General features: G+C 52.5%; 16 protein-coding genes. 3 read left to right on the forward strand and 13 right to left on the reverse strand.

Annotated elements, in window-relative coordinates:
* Positions 1 to 143: 143 nt before the first annotated feature.
* Complete coding sequence (locus AC0YOA_RS25230; protein ID WP_475788988.1) at positions 144 to 1,283, reverse strand: serine hydrolase domain-containing protein; 1,140 nt, start codon at positions 1,281 to 1,283, stop codon at positions 144 to 146.
* Between the two features lie 185 nt (positions 1,284 to 1,468).
* The gene (locus AC0YOA_RS25235; protein WP_475788989.1) at positions 1,469 to 4,261 is read right to left on the reverse strand and encodes a calcium-translocating P-type ATPase, SERCA-type; all 2,793 of its coding nucleotides are present in this window, start codon (positions 4,259 to 4,261) and stop codon (positions 1,469 to 1,471) included.
* Positions 4,262 to 4,418: 157 nt separating this feature from the next.
* On the opposite strand from AC0YOA_RS25235, the gene AC0YOA_RS25240 reads away from it, so the two are divergent.
* Positions 4,419 to 6,227: an Rqc2 family fibronectin-binding protein gene (locus tag AC0YOA_RS25240; protein WP_475788990.1), complete on the forward strand. Its 1,809-nt coding sequence runs from the start codon at positions 4,419 to 4,421 to the stop codon at positions 6,225 to 6,227.
* Between the two features lie 64 nt (positions 6,228 to 6,291).
* Here the strand turns inward: AC0YOA_RS25240 and AC0YOA_RS25245 are convergent, their stop codons facing one another.
* From AC0YOA_RS25245 to AC0YOA_RS25290, 10 genes are all read right to left on the reverse strand, one after another.
* On the reverse strand, positions 6,292 to 7,146 hold the full coding sequence (locus AC0YOA_RS25245) for a PHP domain-containing protein (protein ID WP_475788991.1): 855 nt from the start codon (positions 7,144 to 7,146) through the stop codon (positions 6,292 to 6,294).
* On the reverse strand, positions 7,137 to 8,048 hold the full coding sequence (locus tag AC0YOA_RS25250) for a selenium metabolism-associated LysR family transcriptional regulator (protein WP_475788992.1): 912 nt from the start codon (positions 8,046 to 8,048) through the stop codon (positions 7,137 to 7,139). The genes AC0YOA_RS25245 and AC0YOA_RS25250 overlap by 10 nt, the downstream gene beginning before the upstream one ends.
* A gap of 151 nt (positions 8,049 to 8,199) precedes the next feature.
* Positions 8,200 to 8,637, reverse strand: a complete 438-nt coding sequence (locus tag AC0YOA_RS25255) for a hypothetical protein (RefSeq protein ID WP_188992175.1) — start codon at positions 8,635 to 8,637, stop codon at positions 8,200 to 8,202.
* A 184-nt stretch (positions 8,638 to 8,821) separates the two neighbouring features.
* Positions 8,822 to 9,085, reverse strand: a complete 264-nt coding sequence (locus tag AC0YOA_RS25260) for a YlbG family protein (RefSeq protein ID WP_210039983.1) — start codon at positions 9,083 to 9,085, stop codon at positions 8,822 to 8,824.
* A 24-nt stretch (positions 9,086 to 9,109) separates the two neighbouring features.
* On the reverse strand, positions 9,110 to 9,532 hold the full coding sequence (locus AC0YOA_RS25265) for a YlbF/YmcA family competence regulator (protein ID WP_475789180.1): 423 nt from the start codon (positions 9,530 to 9,532) through the stop codon (positions 9,110 to 9,112).
* Positions 9,533 to 9,732: 200 nt separating this feature from the next.
* On the reverse strand, positions 9,733 to 11,493 hold the full coding sequence (locus tag AC0YOA_RS25270) for a hypothetical protein (protein ID WP_475788993.1): 1,761 nt from the start codon (positions 11,491 to 11,493) through the stop codon (positions 9,733 to 9,735).
* Positions 11,486 to 13,216, reverse strand: a complete 1,731-nt coding sequence (locus tag AC0YOA_RS25275) for a DNA repair helicase XPB (RefSeq protein ID WP_475789181.1) — start codon at positions 13,214 to 13,216, stop codon at positions 11,486 to 11,488. Before AC0YOA_RS25275 ends, AC0YOA_RS25270 begins: the two co-directional genes overlap by 8 nt.
* Before the next feature lie 105 nt (positions 13,217 to 13,321).
* Complete coding sequence (locus AC0YOA_RS25280; RefSeq protein ID WP_475788994.1) at positions 13,322 to 15,142, reverse strand: FtsX-like permease family protein; 1,821 nt, start codon at positions 15,140 to 15,142, stop codon at positions 13,322 to 13,324.
* Between the two features lie 15 nt (positions 15,143 to 15,157).
* Entirely contained in the window at positions 15,158 to 15,922 is a 765-nt protein-coding gene (locus tag AC0YOA_RS25285) for an ABC transporter ATP-binding protein (protein WP_210040026.1), read from the reverse strand.
* A gap of 162 nt (positions 15,923 to 16,084) precedes the next feature.
* Entirely contained in the window at positions 16,085 to 17,284 is a 1,200-nt protein-coding gene (locus tag AC0YOA_RS25290) for a M20 metallopeptidase family protein (RefSeq protein ID WP_475788995.1), read from the reverse strand.
* A gap of 232 nt (positions 17,285 to 17,516) precedes the next feature.
* Between AC0YOA_RS25290 and AC0YOA_RS25295 the strand changes: the two genes are divergently transcribed.
* Positions 17,517 to 17,861, forward strand: coding sequence for a YugN family protein (locus AC0YOA_RS25295; RefSeq protein ID WP_475771438.1), 345 nt, complete (start codon positions 17,517 to 17,519; stop codon positions 17,859 to 17,861).
* Positions 17,862 to 17,877: 16 nt separating this feature from the next.
* Complete coding sequence (gene ftsW / locus AC0YOA_RS25300) at positions 17,878 to 19,047, forward strand: putative lipid II flippase FtsW (RefSeq protein WP_475788996.1); 1,170 nt, start codon at positions 17,878 to 17,880, stop codon at positions 19,045 to 19,047.
* A 154-nt stretch (positions 19,048 to 19,201) separates the two neighbouring features.
* Here ftsW and AC0YOA_RS25305 read toward each other — a convergent pair whose 3' ends face one another.
* Positions 19,202 to 19,585, reverse strand: a complete 384-nt coding sequence (locus tag AC0YOA_RS25305) for an Asp23/Gls24 family envelope stress response protein (RefSeq protein ID WP_475771440.1) — start codon at positions 19,583 to 19,585, stop codon at positions 19,202 to 19,204.
* Positions 19,586 to 19,668 lie beyond the last annotated feature (83 nt).

The raw sequence follows: 19,668 nt of genomic DNA on the forward strand, positions 1-19,668 counted from the left end.
AACGAAGAACGGATTCAATTAAAATTAAACAAACTGACGCCGGTTGAGTACCGACGCCAGCTCATAGCCTAGGGCTTTTTTCATTGTCTACAAATTTGGGGCTTGACCAATGGAACCGGGCAGGGTTTTGAGGAGAAGCCGTGTTAGATTGGGAGATTTAGTAATTGTCTGATTTTATTAGTTAGAAATATATCTGTTTCCTGCTCGCCGCGGTTATAGGTCATTCGGTTTTTGAGGATCGCGATCGTGAGATTATGCTCGGGATCGGCGAATCCAATCATGCCCCCGTTGCCGGTGTGGCCAAATGCGGACTGTCTGGAACCCATTGCTGTCAGTCCCACTTTGATTCCCCCAAGCCAGTATCCGAGCGCCTTGGGGATGGGCAGGCCCAGGAAGATTTCATCCGGCTGATCGGTCTGCAGCCTGGCAGCTGCCCAAGACTGTGCAGGTGTCAGCAGCCTTACACCATCAACGCCGTCTCCGATCAAGGAGGCATATATCCTCGCGAGCGCGTTTGCCGTCATGATGCCGTTGGATGCCGGCATGACAGCCTGATGGACGCGCGGTCCGTTCCAGGCCGACAAATTGTTGTTTGGCGAGACGGATGGCGGCAGCATTCTTTTCAGCAGCATTTCATCCGGCATATCGTCCCACGGCAGCGGCTCTCCGCTCAGCTTGGCAATCCGCGGCTCCGCCGCTTCCGGTGCACCGAAGTAAAGCTCCACCGATATGCCGAGCGGCTTGCAAATTTCCTCGCAGACAATTTGGGCAAACGGGCGGCCATCGGCCCGCTGCGCAATCTCGCCCAGAATCCAGCCGAAGGTAAAACCGTGATAACCCGTTTTGGTTCCAGGCTCCCAAACAGGCGTAAGCCGCTCCACTTCCCCGATTATTTCATCCCAATCGCAGATCATATCCACGGTGCTGTTCTCGGGCATTTGGGGAATTCCCGCTTCATGTCTAAGTACATGCCGAATTGTAATATCCTGCTTGCCGTTCACTGCAAATGCGGGCCAATAGTCTGCAATGCGGTCATCGTAATCCAGTTTCCCTTGCTGGGCCAGCATATGAATAACCGTTGCGGTGATTCCCTTCGAGCAGGACATAGCAACAAAGAGCGTATTTTCGTCCACCGGTTGGCCCGTCTTGCGGTCGGCTGTTCCGGAACAGGCATTGACGATCAGCACACCATGATGATAGACGGCCACTTGAACACCGTCTTCCCTCCCGCTGCCAGTCCATTCATCCAGCAGGCTCTGCACTTGATTTTGAATAGCTTCCATAGCATCTCATCCTCTATAGTTTGGTTTTATTTAACATCTCACCACTTCTAGATTGAAGCATACACCCCGATTATGAACGGAATTTGAACGAAACAAATCTCCCGCCCAAACCGAAAATATGCGCTTCTCCAAACAAAAAGAAACCGCACCCTCGCCGGGTGCGGCTTAATCAAAATATTACGGGATCATCTCGTCAGTGTGCGGGAGCCTTTAAGCGGCCAGTTGCTTTTGTTCTTCTTCTCCGTGGTGCCAAGCACGCTGCCGATGCCCATGAGGAAGGTCGGAATGCCGGCTGCTACAAGCACCAGACACCAGTCGCGGAAGCCGAGCGGAACGGTTTTGAATATCGGCTGCAGCGCTTCGATATACAGTACTCCCAGCATCAGGAGCACGGACGACAGGACGGCAAGCAGCAGATATTTGTTTTGAAAAATATTGCGGTGAAAGATCGACCGCGAGCTGCGGCAGTCGAATACGTGTATCAGCTGAGCCATAACCAAGGTGGCAAAAGCAACCGTCTGAGCCTCCACTAAATTGGACGCGCTGCCTGGGTCCTTGTTCAAGGTAATCCAGAAGGCAGCCAGGGTGCATACGCCGATCAGAATACCGCGGCTGATGATTTTCCAGCCCATCCTTCTGGCAAATATATTCTCTTTGGCAGAGCGCGGCTTATGCTGCATCAGATCCTTCTCGGCCTGATCCACACCCAGAGCCATCGCCGGCAGGCCATCGGTAACCAGATTCACCCATAGAATCTGGATGGGCACCAGCGGCAGCGGAAGACCGGCCATCATCGCCAGGAACATCGTGAGAATTTCGCCTACATTCGAGGCAAGCAGATAGCGGATAAATTTACGAATATTCTCGTAGATCCCCCTGCCTTCTTCAATAGCTGCTACGATTGTGGAGAAGTTGTCGTCACTGAGCACAAGGGAAGCCGCTTCCTTCGACACATCCGTTCCCGTGATGCCCATCGCAATTCCGATATCCGCCGCTTTGATTGCCGGCGCGTCATTGACGCCGTCGCCGGTCATCGCGACGACATGGCCTTTGCGCTGGAGCGCTTTGACGATCCGCAGCTTATGCTCGGGGGATACACGCGCATAGACATAGATGTTATCGACGAGACGATCCATCTGTTCTTCGCTCATGGCTGCAAGCTGCTGGCCGCTGATGGACAAGCCGCCCCTTGGCATGATGCCGAGCTGGCCGGCAATCGCTTCTGCCGTAAGCTGGTGGTCTCCTGTAATCATCACCGTCTTGATTCCCGCTCTGCGGCAGGTTGCAATCGCCTCCCGCACCTCGCGCCGCGGGGGATCAATCATTCCGCTCAGACCGACAAAAATCAGCTGGCATTCAACGTCATCTTCGACCTCCGTAGCGTCCTGCGGCCGCAAATCGCGGTAAGCGAACCCGAGGACCCGCATTGCGGACAGCGCCATCGCTTCACCTGCGTCCGTTACCTTCTGCTTCAGCGTTGAGGTGAACGGAACAACTTTGCCGTCCCACAGCACATAAGCGCAGCGATCCATCAGCATGTCCGGTGCGCCCTTCGTGCAGATCAACCGTCCTCCCTGATGGGTGACGAGCACGGACATGCGCTTGCGTTCGGAATCGAAGGGATATTCCTTAACCCGTTTATAAAGACCTTCCATTGATTTCATCGTGATGCCCAGCTTCGCGGCAAGTACGGTCAATGCCCCTTCGGTAGGATCACCCTTGAGCACCCATTCTTCATTGACAGCCGTATCTTTGCCTTTCTTGCGCTTGATATCCGAATCCACCTCGACCTGCGACAAAGCAGCATTGTTGCAAAGAGCGGCGATTTGCAGCAGCCGGCGCAGCGACAGATCATGCTTCGTATCGAGTGCATTCCCGGATTCCATAATAGCGCCAACCGGTTCATAACCCTCGCCGGTTACCTGCAACTGACGTCCGCCAATCCATAAATTGGTGACCGTCATTTTGTTTTGTGTCAATGTACCGGTTTTATCCGAGCAGATCACGGATGCGCAGCCCAAGGTCTCAACGGATGGCAGCTTGCGGACAATCGCCCTCCGTTTGATCATGCGCTGCACACCAAGGGCAAGCGCGATGGTCACGATGGCCGGCAGCCCCTCGGGAATTGCGGCGACAGCCAGACTGACTCCCGCGAGGAACATTTCGTAAGCAGGCTGCCCGTGCAGGATACCCGCAAGCACCACAATAACAGTCAAGCCAAGCGCGACAACGATCAAAATTTTGCCCAACTGCTCCAGTCTATGCTGCAGCGGCGTCTCCATGGAATCCGTTTGCTGGATCAAATCGGCAATCTTGCCCATCTCGGTATCCATGCCGGTTCGAATGACCAAGCCTCTGGCTGTACCCCGCGTGACCATGGTTCCCATGAAGCCCATATTGCGCTGATCCCCCAGCGGCAGATCCGCTTCATTGATTGGCAGGCTGTGCTTCCCGACCGGAACCGATTCTCCGGTAAGAGCGGATTCCTCCGCGTAACAGCTGTTGGTTTCGATGAACCGGATATCCGCCGGAATCCGGTCCCCGCTCTCCACCAATACAATATCGCCTGGAACAAGCTCGCTTGCAGGCAGAACGATAACCGTGGATCCCCGCATGACCTTTGCAGCCGGCGCCGACAGCGCCTTTAAGGCGCGCAGCGATTTTTCCGCCCGGTATTCCTGTACAAATCCGAGAACCGCATTTATGACAATAATGGCTACAATCGTGATCGCATCCAAATATTCGCCAAGCAAGCCTGAGATCAGCGTTGCGCCTATGAGCACAAGCACCATGAAATCCTTGAATTGACCAAAAAACAGCTTCCAGGGTGAAGCTTTCTTTCCCTCCGTCAGCTCATTGCGCCCAAAACGGCTGAGTCTGTCTGCTGCCTCTTCCGGCGTAAGACCGGTCTCCAAGGATCCTTGAAACGACTGTGCCAGCTCATCTGTCCCCATCTGGTGCCACTTTCCTTGTTCCATGCCCTGTCTCCCTCCCGTTACTTGCCGCCCGGCGGACAGCCTATATTGCCTAAATGTATTCGGACAACCTGCAAAATATCCCAACGGGGGCTTAAGTTTTTGTCCCAACTATGGCATGATAGAGAGATGAACCATTACAAAGGAGATTTGAACACGCATGGCTTTAGACGGTATTGTCACCCGCGCGATCGTAAACGACCTGCAATCCTGCATCGGTTCGCGCATTCATAAAATACATCAGCCCACCGACCATGACCTGGTTTTTCAGATTAAAGGCAGGGGTTCAAACAGCAAGCTGCTGCTTTCTGCGAATCCCACTTATCCCAGGGTCCATTGGACGGAGCAATCCTTTCTTAATCCAACCCAGGCGCCCATGTTCTGCATGCTGCTCCGCAAGCATTGCGAAAGCGGTCTGATCGAGGATGTCCGCCAGATCGACAATGAGCGCATTATTCATATTGACATACGCCAGCGGGATGAGCTCGGCGATATTTCCTTAAAAACCATCATCATCGAAATCATGGGCAGACACAGCAATATCATTCTGATCGATGCCGCTACCCGGATCATCCATGACGGCATTCATCATGTTACGCCGGCAATCAGCAGCTTCAGGATCGTGATGCCGGGTGCAGTGTACGCTGCGCCCCCGGAGCAGGATAAGCGTGATCCGATTACCGTTACAACGGAAAGCGGGTATGCCTTCATCTTCGAAGCCCAGGCTGCCAAAGCGCTTCAGCGGCCGGAAGATACTGAATTCAGTGATAAGCCGCCTGCTCCCCCCGCTGTTCTGGCAGCGGACAAATGGCTGGTGGCAGCCTTCAGCGGAATCAGTCCGCTGCTGGCCAAAGAAATCGTTCACCGCAGCGGGATCCAGGCCAAGCTGAGCGATGATCCTATGGTCCTGTGGCCTGCTTTTGACCAAATGATGACCACGTTTCGCGACCAACAATACGATCCGCAAATCATTACAGATGAGACTACCGGAAAATCGGCATTCTCCGTGACTGCGCTTACTCATTTAACAGGCATATCTGAGAGCTACGATACAATCAGCTTCTGCCTGGAAGCCTTTTATGGAGATAAAGCAACCCGGGACACCGTGAAACAGCGCGTGTCGGATCTGATTCGTTTTCTGCAAAATGAGTACAACAAGAACGTGAAGAAATTGGAGAAGCTGCAGGAGACGCTAAACGATGCTCAGGACGCAGACAAATTCCGCATTCTCGGCGAGCTTATCACCACCTATATGCATCAGATTCAGCGGGGCGATGAGTCGGTTGACGTTGTTGACTATTATGACGAGGAGCAGCGGACGGTCACTATCCCGCTTGATAAGCAGCTCACCCCGTCGCAAAATGCGCAGCGATATTTCAAAAGATATACCAAGCATAAGAACAGTCTGACGGTGGTAGGCGAGCAGATGGATCAGGCGCAGGAGGAAATGCGATATATCGCTTCCCTGCTGCAGCAGCTGGAGAGCGCTACGCTGTCGGATATTGATGAAATACGCGAGGAATTGGTCGAACAGGGATATTTGAGGGACCGCAGCAAGCGGGGGACGAAGAAGCGCAAGCCGACCCGGCCCGCACTGCTGTGTTATACGTCCTCGGAAGGAATTCCGATTTATGTAGGCAAGAACAATACACAGAATGAATTTTTGACCAATAAAACAGCCTCTGCGAACGAGACCTGGCTGCATACCAAGGATATCCCGGGCTCTCATGTCGTTATCCGCGCAGCCGAATTTAACGAACAGACGCTGGAGGAAGCGGCCATGCTGGCGGCTCACTACAGCCAGGCGCGGTCATCGAGCCAAATTCCGGTGGATTACACACTGATCCGGCATGTGAAGAAGCCCAGCGGAGCAAAGCCGGGATTTGTTATTTACGATCATCAAAAGACGCTCTTCATCACACCGGATGAACAACGCTTAAAGGCTCTGCCATCGCAGATCAAAACTTAGATTGCCGCCAATCGCGCCACGACTAAAAAGACAAGTCGCGGCGCTTTTGATATTCCGCAGCAATTTAGAGGCTGCCTCTCCTGGCCGGATCAAGCTGCTTCAGCACATCCACATGCACCGTGCGGTTCCCGATCGGCCCGTGGAAGACTTCTTCCTCACGCTTGCCGTGATAATCGGAGCCGCCTGTGATGATCAGCTTGTAATTCTCAGCTAATCTAATGTACCTGATTTCATCCTCGGGCCCGTGATCGGAGTGATAGACTTCAATTCCCTGTGCGCCATAGCGGATAATTTCTTCCACCAGCACATCATCGCCATACAATCCGGGATGAGCAATAACGCTTGTGCCCCCAGCCTCCCGAATCCAATCGATGGCCTCGAAGGGATGAAGCCGCGGCGGATTCGCGAAGGCTGCTCCGTCGGAGGCGAGATAACGGTCGAATGCCTCCTGGATCGAAGCGACAATCCCTTTGGCCACCAATAAGGAGGCCATATGGGGCCTTCCGATCGTTCCGCCCTCCTTGCCCTGCTTCCGGGCTTCCTCCACCACTTCGTCCAAGGTGATGGAAATCCCAAGATTGCGGAGCTTCTCGATAATCATCAGATTCCGGCGATCCCTCGTCTGAAGCAGGCTGCCGAGCTTGAGGCGCCAGGACTCGCTCTGCCAATCCGTATAATAACCCAGAATATGAATATCGCTGCCGTTTGCGGCTGTGCTGATTTCTACGCCCGGAACGACGATCACACCGAGCTCTTTACCCGCCTCGATCGCTTCCGCGATGCCATCGACCGTATCGTGATCTGTTATGGCGATTGCTGCAAGTCCGGCCTCCTTGGCCATGCGCACGTTCTCCCGGGGCTGCTGCAGTCCGTCGGAAGCGGTCGTATGGCTGTGGAGATCAACACGGTCTATAGCCATTGCTGAAGATCCCTTTCACGCAGAAAAGTAAGAAAAGTAACCGCGGAAATAGGCAGCAGCGCGGATTTGAGATAAATCGAATAGAATTGGCGTTTGAAGCTGGCGTCCGTAATCGGAATCGTATGAATAAGACCCAGTGCAACCTCATGCTTGACGGATGATCCGGATACGAAAGAAACGCCAAGACCTGCTTCGACGGCCGATTTCACGGCGCCGGTGCTTCCCAGCTCCATAACGATCTTCAGATCAGCGGGATCGAAACCCTTGTTCCTCAGCTGTTCCTCCATTACAAGCCTTGTCCCCGAGCCCTGCTCCCTGAGCACAAATGGATACTCCAGCACATCGGCCAGAACCAGCTCCCGGGCACCGGCCAGCGGATGGGATTTGCCTACAATAAGCCTCAGTTCATCGCTCATGACCGCCTCCATATGTATGTCCGGATGATTGACAGGCGCTTCAATAAGACCGAAATTGAGCTGATGGTTCAAAATTTCCTCCATGATTTGTGCGGTATTCATCACCTTCATGCTGATTGAAATATGGGGAAATTCCTGGCCGAACGGTCCGAGCAAACGGGGCAGAATATATTCGCCGATGGTCAAACTGGCGCCGAGCTGCAACCGGCCCTTCAGCTGTTTCGTAAATTTCGACATCGAGGCATCCGTATCCCGGATCAGATCGATGCTGCGCTGGGCAAACGGCATCAAGGCTCTGCCCGCTTCCGTCAACTCGATTCTCTTGGTGGAGCGCTGAAGCAGCTTGGTGCCAAAATAATCTTCCAGCGACTGGATCTGCATCGTTACAGCAGGCTGCGTCATATGAAGCGCTTGTGCAGCAGCCGAGAAGCTCCCCCGCTCCGCCACGGTATAAAATATATGCAGCTGGTGAAAATTAAGCGCCATCCCATTCATCCTTTCTCTCATTGAAATTCATTATACAACAAACCATGCAAAGAGTATCCAATGCCAAATCATGCAATAAAGGCGGTTCCACAGAAAAAAGCATACGCTCTTTGGAAGCGCATGCTTATTATTTAAACAAAATATGCGGCGATTATTTCCGTTTTCTGCTGTTTTTTATTAATGTCATTCGCCGGGAATGTCTCAGCCAGGAATAATACGATTTCAAATCGCGTAGTTCAATGGTCTCGGACATCCGCCCGAGGAACGTGACGACGATCATCTTGTGGAGCGGATTGCCGGCCAAATCGGTTTCTTTATCCAAAGTGGCGAATTCAGCTACAAATACCAGATCGTCATCGATCAAATAAACATCCTGCTCATTGCGATAATAAGGCTCAATACGTCCCTGCTTCAGACACTGCCACATGAAATCGGCGATATCCTCAAATCCGGTTTTTTCACTTTCGACGCGATCCGCCCAGCGAATTTTGGCATGGTTCGTGATGACGATATCCGCTACTTTCTTGTCCCCTAACACGACATGAAATGATTCGTAGGTGCTCCATCTCTCCGTCGTCTTGTCTTTCATCGCACGATCCACCCCTCCCCAGGAAGTAGGCCTTATTAACTATATTTATAATTATATCCATTGTAGCATGCATGTCCAATAATACAAAATAAAAATAAAGCTGCACCAATACTGGTACATTATGGATATAGAAGTTTAAAAAAACAGCTTCCGCTCCGTTGACCGGTATCGGAAGCTTGTGAGATCACAAACTGTAAAACCGTGTTTTGTCTGGAACATTGCGCTCATACTCGGTCTTGATTTCGTTCCGGTAAGAACGTTCCGTCTTCTTCACGAAGGGCAGCCGTTGAATGTTGCGGATAATCTCTTCTTCCCGATCGCTGTTCATGTACATCACGACATAATGCATTTTCCTTGAAATATAATGGATATTGCCGTATTTCTCCAATGAACGGGCCGATTTGATATCATTGACCCAAATAATATAGCCGGTACGTTCTGAAAACATAGCTCGCGATCGTCCTCCTTTTCCTTATCCGCAGCCTCCGCCAGTGCTGCATCCGCAGGAGCCGCCTCCGCCGCAGCCTCCGCCGGAAGATTCGTTGCCTGGTACCTTGATCGTTTCGGACACGGAGCCGGCGATCTGTTTGGCAATGTCATGAAGCAGCTCATCCACCGCCTGCTCCGCGATTTTGTAGCGGGTCACGCATTCAATCGCCGCAAGCTCTTTCTCGATGGCTTTCACTTTATCCTTAGCCTCATGAAAGTTGGGATGGAACCGTCCGAACCGCTGGCATTCATCGAAGAGCTCCTTGGCTTTCTCGAACTTCCGGATCAGCGCCTTGACTTCCTGGCTCTGATCGACTGCTGTTTTCCAGTATGCATATTCGGCAACTTCCGCCGATTGATTAATCATGTCGCCTATTTCATAAGCGTTGATGAGCAATGCTGCCATATCAAGCGAGGGCGATGAATCGGGAACGAAATCAAGAATCGCACCGCTTCCCGCAAACTCGGCAGGCTCAGTCATTGGTATCGCTTGCACTGTACCCACCCCTTTGGTATGAAGGTTAGGCTTTCGCCTACTTGCTATCATACCATAATAGGTTTCAAGAAGAAACGGGGGCTTTTGTCGCCTGATCCAAGCCCTGGCCCTCAATCGCTTTCCAGCGGGATGACCAGCATCATTTCCCCCCACATATCCGGTTTCAGACGAAGCGGAGAACGCATATCCGCACCATCCCCATGAATATGGCCGATAACGGCCCACTGCCCGCCATAATCCTGGATTTCATGGGGCACAAACAGCTGCAGGCCTTCCTCGCGCTGCAGCTTGACTGCCGTTCTCCAGCTGAGCGCTTTCTCCAGAAGTTCCCTGCGGGTTGAGACATGATAAGATCTTAACTGCTTCACCCACATGGACGAAACCTCCTCAAGCCCGCCAAACAAGGACCTGACTGAAGGCACTTCAGTGAGCAGCTCATAGGCATGAAGCGCACAGGGATCCTGAAAATAAAGCTTGATCTCTGGCGGATGAACTCCATCAAGCGGCTGGCAGGCTCTAGTCTCCATATTCCCCGTGACGTTATCCTGCTGCATCCACCCTTCAATGGCAAAGCGGAGAGGCTCCGGCAGCGGCTGATCCGCCGCCCGCTCCAGCATGGCAATGACATCCCCGCAGGTAAACCTTCGTTCCATCGCTTTGACGGCTGCTTTTTCATTTACCCGATAGATCGTAATCACATCGACGACTTTGCGTTCCCATACCATCTCCAGTTCCCATCTGACTGCCGCGGGCACATAGGCGGATACGTAAATATCCCCGTCAGGAGAGACCGCAATCGGCTCTGCAAGCTCCTTGGCACTCTGAGTCGGCACTAAATCAAGCGAAATAAGCCATCTGAAGAATCCGTCGCCGCTCGCTGTTGTCATCAGCTCCATATAACCGCAGGCTTTCATCAGACCGACCCATCGCAGCACGGGCGTCAGACCTTCCTTGTCCCCCGTGAAGGCGTGTTGATCCACCTGCTTCTCCACATCGGAAATCCTATACCATTGCCCGCTTGCCAGAGCGGCTGTGACTGCAGCAGCGCCAGCAACGGAGCTGTCAAGAACTGCATATTGTTCGATCATGAGCTGCAGCAGCCCGGATTCCCTCTGCTCTCCTGTTAGCTCAAACCACTCCTGCAGATGGCCGGAATGCAGTCTGAACGCATCTGCATCCTCGCTTAGCCACCCTTTACGGGATGCAATCTCAAGAACAAATGCCAGCGGGAGCGGGTATTCGGCAAACGGAACTGTTTTTAAACCTATCAGGGACAGGTCGCGTGGTTGTACGGCCATTTGGCTGCTGCATTTTTCAATTGTCCTTTTGGTCAGCATTCCTTTGACCGTCTTGTGCATACCCGACCGCACCAGCTCAGCCAATGCATGAAGCAGCTGAAGTCCCAGCTCCGGGATATAAACATCATTCTCTTCGAAAATAATATCCGCATCCCCGACAGCGCCTTCTGCCGGGGGAATAAAGGATCCAAACAGCGTATGGTGCCAGGGCAGAAAAGTATCGCGCGGCAGAAAATACAGCTTCTCGCCCCAACCTTTGCGTACCGCGAAAATAATGCCTGATTCGGCCAGCATAAGAAGCCCGATCCGATAATCCGCTCCTGCGATTCCCGGTTCGCTGAAGCCCAGCATCTGCTCCTCCTTGAAGGGCAATGCGCCAAACCTCCCAAGGATAATGTTGAGCGCCGCTGCAGCTGGCCGGGGCATAGACGACCAGGCGGCAGCCAGGCTCGGCTTGTCGCGCAGCGCTTCCGGCCAGGGCAGCGCAACTCCTGGAGAGGCCCACAAGGGAGCCGAGGCGTACCGCTGCAGCTCCGCTTCATTCAGACGGCTGGCAACCTGGCGGCTATTCATTGATTTTCCGCCTCTCATCCCACTGAACGTAGCTCTCACGCTTCCACTTGTTCTTATCCAGCCGCCAGTCGCTCACTTCATAATGATAGCCCTGTTCGAGCAGAAACAACTGGCGCTTATGCGCGAAATCCACTTCCTTGGTATCCTGGGAAACCAGCGTGTAGAACCAGGCATTGTTGTCGCCGGGCTTGGGCCGGAGAATACGGCCGATCCGCTGGGCCTCTTCCTGGCGGGACCCGTAGCTTCCGGATACTTGAATCGCCACCGCCGCATCCGGCAGATCGACTGCAAAATTCGCCACTTTGGAGACGACCAATACCGGAATGGCGCCTTCCTTGAACAAATCGTAAAGCTTCTCGCGCTCGGCATGGGGGAGCTCGCCTGTAAGCACAGGCGCCTGGAGGGCCTCTCCCATGGCATGGAGCTGCTGCAAATATTGGCCTATGACAAGCGCCGGCTTGCCTTCGTGCTTCGTCAGCAAGGTCCGGACCGCATCGATTTTCCTTCCATTCTCTCCGGCAATCCGAAATTTGGATTTAGCCTCTGCCGCCTCATATTCCTGTTTTTCCGGCGTGGAGAGCGGAATGCGGATCTCAGCGCAGTGGACCGTGGCAATCCACTGACGGGACTCCAGCGTCTTCCAGGGCATGTCGAAACGCTTCGGACCGATAAGAGAAAACACATCCTTCTCCTGTCCATCCTCACGAACAAGCGTAGCCGTAAGCCCCAGACGCCGCGTGGCCTGCAGCTCGGCAGTCATCCGGAATACCGGAGCAGGCAGCAAATGGACTTCATCATAAATGATGAGTCCCCAGTTCCTCTCCTGAAAAAGCTTCATATGCGTAAATTCGTCGTCTTTCTGGCGGCGGGCGGTCAGAATTTGGTACGTCGCGATCGTAACCGGACGCACCTGCTTCGAAGAGGCTGCATACTCTCCGATATCGCTGTCATCCAGCGTTGTTTTATCAAGCAGCTCCGTTTTCCACTGCCTGACAGAGGTGACATTGGAGGTAAGGATTAAAGTATCACAGCCCAGGCTGGCCAATGCGGCAATGCCGATAACTGTTTTGCCCGCCCCGCACGGCAGAACGAGCACCCCGCTCCCGCCATCCTCTCTTCCTTCCCGGTAGAACAGATCCACAGCAAGCTTCTGGTAGTCGCGAAGCTGGAAGCCGCGTCCTCCCAGTGTCTGTTGACGCAGCTGGACGGGCAGGGACTCCCCATGCCGGTAGCCTGCGAGATCTATGACCGGGTAACCCAGGCGGACCAGCTCCTGTTTCAGTCTCCCGCGGTTTTCCGGACTGGCATGACGCTGGCCCGTCTCCGCCCCTGCAGTCAGCAATGCAGAGATTGTGGCATCCTCCGTCAGGGTGCCAAGCAGCGTCTCGTCCCCGCACAATATGAGATCGCCTTCCTCGGTCCGGTCAAGGGTCAGCTTGCCGTAGCGTTCCGTCAGCATGCGGATGCCGCTCGTTACTTTAACGGGCAGCTCGTACCGGCTGTGGGCGCCGAGAGCTTCCAGAATCTGATCGGCCCCCATCCCGGACGCTGCTGCATTCCACAGCGACAACGGCGTGATCCGATAGGTATGAATGTCTCCCGGACGCTTGGTCAAATCGGCAAAACAGGACAGCTGCTCACGCGCCTCCTCCGCGTCCGGATGCAGATCATGAAGGAGCACGGTGAAATCGCCCTGTACAATCAAAGGCCGGTCCTTGCGCATAAACAAGCTCATCATCTCCTAAAAACATCGCTTGCGAGGCCGCTTGGGTACTGCCGGCAGAACGCAAACCATCATGTTCTTATAGTTTGAGATAATTTGATGTTTTTATACTTGTTTTCCAGGAAGAACTGCCCGTTTGTACAAATAGGCCGTGAGAAAATAATAAATCGTATAAATGACCATAAAGATTACAAGCGGAATCCAGATCCGGTAATACGGATTCACCAGAATGAACGAGAACAAGTTCATGCCGACAAGCACATGGGACAATCCTACGACCCCGGGAATCAAAAACACCAGAAACAGTTCTTTATATATGGAAGCGGACAACCTGCTCCGCCGCACACCGATCTTGTGCAGCATCCGGTATCGATTGACATCACGGCTCGCGCCGCTAAGAATTTTGAACATCAGACAACTGGCCATCATCGCCAGGAAGGCGATTCCCAGGAAGAAGCCCATGAATACAGTCCCGCTGGCTAAGCCGAGCTTGCTTTGATAATATTCATTTTTACTCTGCGGATAATAACCGACATTTTCGTATTTCTTCGCTTCCATCCGGTCGAGCTGCTTCCATGTCTGTTTATTCGCGGTGAAACCCGCTGTCTTGCCGATCATGGCAACCTGACTGGCTGCGTCAATCTTATTGAACGCGCTGGAATCCACCAGCTGCATCTGCTGGATTTCTACGGCAGGAGGCTGCAGCTCATACAAGAAATTTATCCATTCTTGGGACAAAGAGCCGTCATCCATTGAACCAGCCGCTATCTTGTCGGCCAGCCTCGTATATTGGTCCCACTCCTTCTGCGTGTTTCCGGTATGTGTCAGCGGACGGCCCTTCTCCATATCTTTAAGCAGAAAATATACCGTCTGGTCGTGCACCTTGTAATGATAGACATGCTCTTCGGTGAACGTTGTGCCGCTTAGAAGCTTTTGCTCTTCCGCTGTCGGGTTATGGATGGTGACATCATAGATTTTATAGCTCTCGGCAGCGATAAAGGCATTGTTCTGGAATGCCATTCCGCCGGAAATCGCCCCTGCCGAGAGAGCAATGAGCATCGCAACTGTCGCCAGCATTTTGGTCAATCCATTGATCCGAAAGCTTAACTGCCCGAACGTGAAGGCATGAATTCCTTTATTCGCCTGACTCTTATCAGACTTCAAGCGGTTTATGAGGAGCGGCACCAGCGAGATAAAGATCAAATACGTCCCAAGAGTAGTCATGACGGTGGCCACCAGCAGCCCGATTTCCCTAAGCTGCTCCATAAACACCAGACATACATAACCGATCCCAAGCGCCAAGATACCTAACACGCTTATGAACCATTTTATCCGGCTCATGACCGGAATACGCTCCGGCTGCTTGTCCGCATGTATCAGCTGCAGAAGCCGCATGCGGGATAGCTTGGCATAATTCCACAAGGCGGACAGCAAAAACAACGCGATGAAGAAAATAATCGTAATGGCGATGGAGGGTCCGAATAACGGATGATAGCCTGCGAGATCCACATCAAGCTGCGACGCCATCAGCTGGCCGACCACGGCCGCAAGGCCGATTCCAAGAGCGATGCCAAGCAATAAAGAAATACAGCCCATGACCATATTTTCAATAAACAACAGTGTGTTGATTTTTTTCTTCCTGGCTCCGAGCGTCATATACATGCCGAATTCCCTTTGACGCAGCGAGAAGAGAAACGAGCTGGCATAAATAATATAAAAAAAGGTCACAACCGACAGCAGAAAGGAACCCATCAAATAAACCAGCTCTATATGATTGATTACCGAATTGCTTTTAATAAATTCCTTATTCCAGGCCAAAGTCTGGAACATATAGAAAATGGCTATCGCCATGATTAGACCCGCCAATAAGACAACATAATTCTTGAACTTGCTTGTCATGCCGGTTAAAGCGAGTTTGATTAACACCCGGGCACCTCCTTTTTATTCATCCTGCACCGTGCCCCATTCCGCCAGAACATCAAGAATTTGTCTGTAAAAGATTTCCCGAGTCGTTGTACGGCGTAATTCCTTGTACATCCGGCCATCCTGTATAAACAGAATCCGGCTGCAATAACTGGCGCTGAAAGCATCATGGGTCACCATCATAATGGAGATTCCCTGGTTCTCGTTCAGACTCTTCATAACTTTAAGCAGGCTCATCGCATTTTTGGAATCGAGGGATCCTGTGGGCTCATCGCCAAGAAGGAGCGCCGGCTCATGCACAACCGCTCTTGCGGCAGCAGTCCGCTGCTTCTGCCCGCCTGAAATCTCCGTAGGGTATTTGTCGGCAATTCCTTCAATGCCTAATGTGCCGAGCACCTTATTCACTCTGATCCCGATTTCTTTGGAAGGCATGTTCTGCAGCGAGAGCGGAAGCGCCACATTCTCATAAACGCTCAGGTTCTCCAGCAAGTTAAAATCCTGAAAAATAAAACCCAGCTCCCGGGAGCGAAAATCCGCAAGCTGATCCTCTTTCATCCCCGCAATATCTGTTCCGTTAATTTTGATGCTCCCCTGTGAAGTGGAATCCAGCGTCGAAATCACATTAAGCAGCGTTGTTTTCCCTGATCCGGAGGGACCCATAACCGCCACAAATTCTCCCTTCTGAATCAAAAACGAAATATTATCCAACGCCAGAAATGGATGTTCATTTTTTTTCCCATATACCTTTTTAACGTCTCTGACGTCCACTACCGGCAATACCATCATTGGCGCCTCCTTTTCTATAAGCGGATTGCTTGACTAGTCTGTTTATTATAGAAAATGATCCGTAAGGAGGTATTACGAAAAAATTAAGAATTATTAAGAGGTAAACGCAAAAAGACCCGGCGCACAACATCGCCGGATCACGTGGCTTGCTATAAGTGATTATTCTTGTTTTGAAACGTTAGCTGATGCATAATCCTCGGCCATCGCGATCATCAATTTCGCCGAGACCAGCATCGACCGCTCGTCCAGGTCGAATTTGGGATGGTGATGCGGGTAGACAGCGCCGCACTCCTCATTGCCGGCCCCGACAAACATGAAGCAGCCGGGAATCTCCTTCAGATAATAGGAGAAATCCTCCCCTGCCATAATCAGCGTTGATTCCCTTACTGCCTCCTCGCCCAGCCGGCGGCGGGCAACCTCGAAGAAACGCCCAGCCTCTTCGGAATCGTTTACTACCGTCGGATATCCGAAACGGTAGTCAAGCTCGGCTGTTGCGCCATGCATTTCTGCCGTTTGCTTGACAATCTGTTCAAGCCGCGCTTTAATCCGGCTTCTCGTTTCCTCATTGAAAGTGCGGACCGTCCCGGTCAGCCTGCAGCGCTCGGCAACCACATTTCCGGTTGATCCTGCATGAAAGGAGCCTATTGAGACCACAGCCGGCTCCAGAGGGTTTATATTGCGGCTTACTATCGTCTGCAGCGCCTGCACCATCGCCGAACCGACCAGCACCGCATCCACTGTCTCATGCGGCATTCCGCCGTGACCTCCGCGGCCTGTAATATCAATATAGATTTCATCGGGAGACGCCATCAGCGGCCCGCTGCGGGTCGCCACAACACCATAAGGCAGCGGTGTCCACAAATGCACGCCGTATATGACATCCACATCCGCGAGCACTCCGCTGCGGATCATGCCGAGTGCGCCTCCTGGCGTCAGTTCCTCGGCCGGTTGGAACAGCAGCCGCCGCTCCCCCTGCAGCTGCGCGCGATTGGCACTGTAATACCGCGCTATTCCAAGCATCGTCGCTGTATGCGCATCATGTCCGCATGCATGCATGACTCCGGGAACCGTCGATGCATATTCGCATGATTTCTCATCCTGAATCGGCAGGGCATCAATGTCAGCGCGCAGCGCGATGACCGGCCCCGGTTGTTCTCCTTTGATCGTCGCAACCACGCCGTAACCGCCTTCGGTTCTTGCCACTTCACAACCGAATGCAGCCAGCTGACCCGCGATCCATTCCGATGTTTCTTTTTCATGAAAGGACAGCTCCGGATGCCGGTGCAGATATCGCCTCCACTGTACCATATCCGGATATCCGGTTTGCAGCATTGCGTCAATTTCTTCATTTGTTCCCATGCGCACAAACCTCCCTCGCTCACACCAGACTTATTCTCTACTGCTTATTGTACCAGAAGGATGGAAGGTGCTGAAAGTTGTTTCGCCGCTTTCGGCGATCATTTTTCGTAAAGCTGTCACTTTTGGCCTGCAGACAGCGCCAGAGTCAGGCTTGCACTAGTAAGTGAAAAATACTATCATGGATAAGAAGTGAGTACAGATACGTCCCTTACGTTTGAAGGAGGATCCATCCATGATTATTGAGAATACTGGCCTAAACGGCATGACAAGCGATCTTGCGCATCTCGATGAATCTGCGGACAAGCTCGGCTTCGTCCGTTGGCAGTGGGAATATTATCGCGCAACCTATGATTTGAAACTGGAAGACAGCGCCAACCGCGAAGACTACTTCTTGCGTTTTAATGTCCGCGCAATTGAGGGCAAGCTGGAGTCGCCGCACACCGTTCTGAAAGTGGAAGCCGTATACATAGGCAGGGCTACCTTTCCGCACGGGCTTGATTATGAATCAGCCATTCCGCAGCCGATCTTGAATGCGGCTACACAACGGCTGCAAGAATTAAAGAAACTACTCGCCTAACAGGCTTGTTCCTCGGATGAAACAAAAGACGAACGGCCTGCGCGGCAGGCCGGATTTTTTACTTCTCGTCCTGACTCTTGTGCTTGTCGGTTTTGGTCTTGTGATGGTTTTTAGCGCCAGCTCCAACACCGCTGTCATATCCGAGAACTACCACTATGACGCGCTCTATTTCACCAAACGGCAGCTGATCTGGGCGGTGCTCGGGACCGGGATCATGTTTATCATCATGAACATTCCCTACACCGTTTTCAAGAAGGCCTACATTCTTTATTTTGTACCCGTTATCATAATGCTTATGATTGTTCCATTCGTCAGTGAAGAAATCAACGGGGCGCGCAGCTGGTTCAATATCGGACCGCTCGGCATACAGCCGACGGAGTTTGCCAAGCTCGGACTCATTCTTTACCTGGGCTCGCTGATCACCAAGAAAGGCGAGAAGTTCCGGGATTTCAAAAAAGGACTTGTCCCTGTGTTTATTGTCATCGGCTTTATTTGCGGATTGATTATGCTTCAGCCGGATTTGGGCTCTTGTATTGTTATAGCGGCATGCTCGATTATCATCATTGTAGCGGGCGGCGCCAACCTGAAGCAGCTCTTCCTTGCCGGCGTGGTCATTTCGCTGATTGTCGTTGCAGGGGCAAGCATCTCCATGATGAAGGATCCTGCAGGCTGGAACTACCGGATCGACCGCTTTACGGCTTTTACAAATCCTGAGGCCGATGAGCTTGGCAGTACCTATCAATTATCGCGATCTCTCCAAGCCTTGGGCCACGGCGGTTTCTCAGGCGCCGGCTTTGGCCACAGCGTGCAGAAGCTGAAGTATCTGCCCTATGCTTACAGCGATTTTATCTTCTCGGTCATAGCTGAGGAATTCGGCTTTATCGGAAGTGTGCTGTTTCTCCTGTTTTATCTGGTCTTCCTCTGGCGCGGGCTCATCATTGCCCTGCGGTGTCCTGACAGCTATGGAACCGTTGTAGGTGTAGGCATAGTGGGCCTGCTCGCCGTACAGACTATCATTAATATCGGCGGTGTCACCGGTGCCATGCCGCTTACCGGCGTTACTCTGCCGTTCATCAGTCATGGCGGCTCCTCCCTGCTTGTTTCTCTGGCCTGCATCGGTGTGCTGCTCAGCATATCCCGCGAGCATGACAAGCCGGAGAAGAGCAGCAACCGGTTCGCCAGCTAACCTGGTGAACCATTCTGCACCGGATTGGTTAGGATCCTCAAAAGCCGACAAGCGATGAGCCTTGTCGGCTTTTTTTGTGCAGCCAGGAAAGCTCCGATCCTTCCTCCCGCCAGCACAAAAAAAACCGCCCGGACATGGGACGGTTTCTCATGAATTATTTGATTCGGGTCATAGTTTCTTCCGCTTCGTTGTCTTCCTTGAAGGCAACGCCCTCAACCTTTAAGTTAACCTCCACGACATTCAGGCCGGTCATGTTCTCTACAGCCTCGCGAACATTATCCTGCAGCCTGCGGCATACTTCTTGAATCGGAATGCCATACTGCACTATAACACGCAAATCGATAGCTGCTTCGAGCTGTCCAACTTCGACGGTTACACCCTTTTGAACATTTTTACCGCTCAGCCGTTTGGCAAGACCCTCTGATATTCCGCCCGACATAGCGGCAATCCCTGGAGTTTCAAGCGCAGCCAGCCCCGCGATGGTGGCGACTACATCATCTGCAATTCGAATAATGCCGGTAAGAACTTCATCGGACATGCCACACACTCCTCTTTTCCAATATGCTTCCATTGTAAATGAAGCGAACTGGCGAAGCAAGATCATAATGCGTCATGTTGATT

This window comes from Paenibacillus sp. JT22N12 (genome assembly GCF_056269365.1).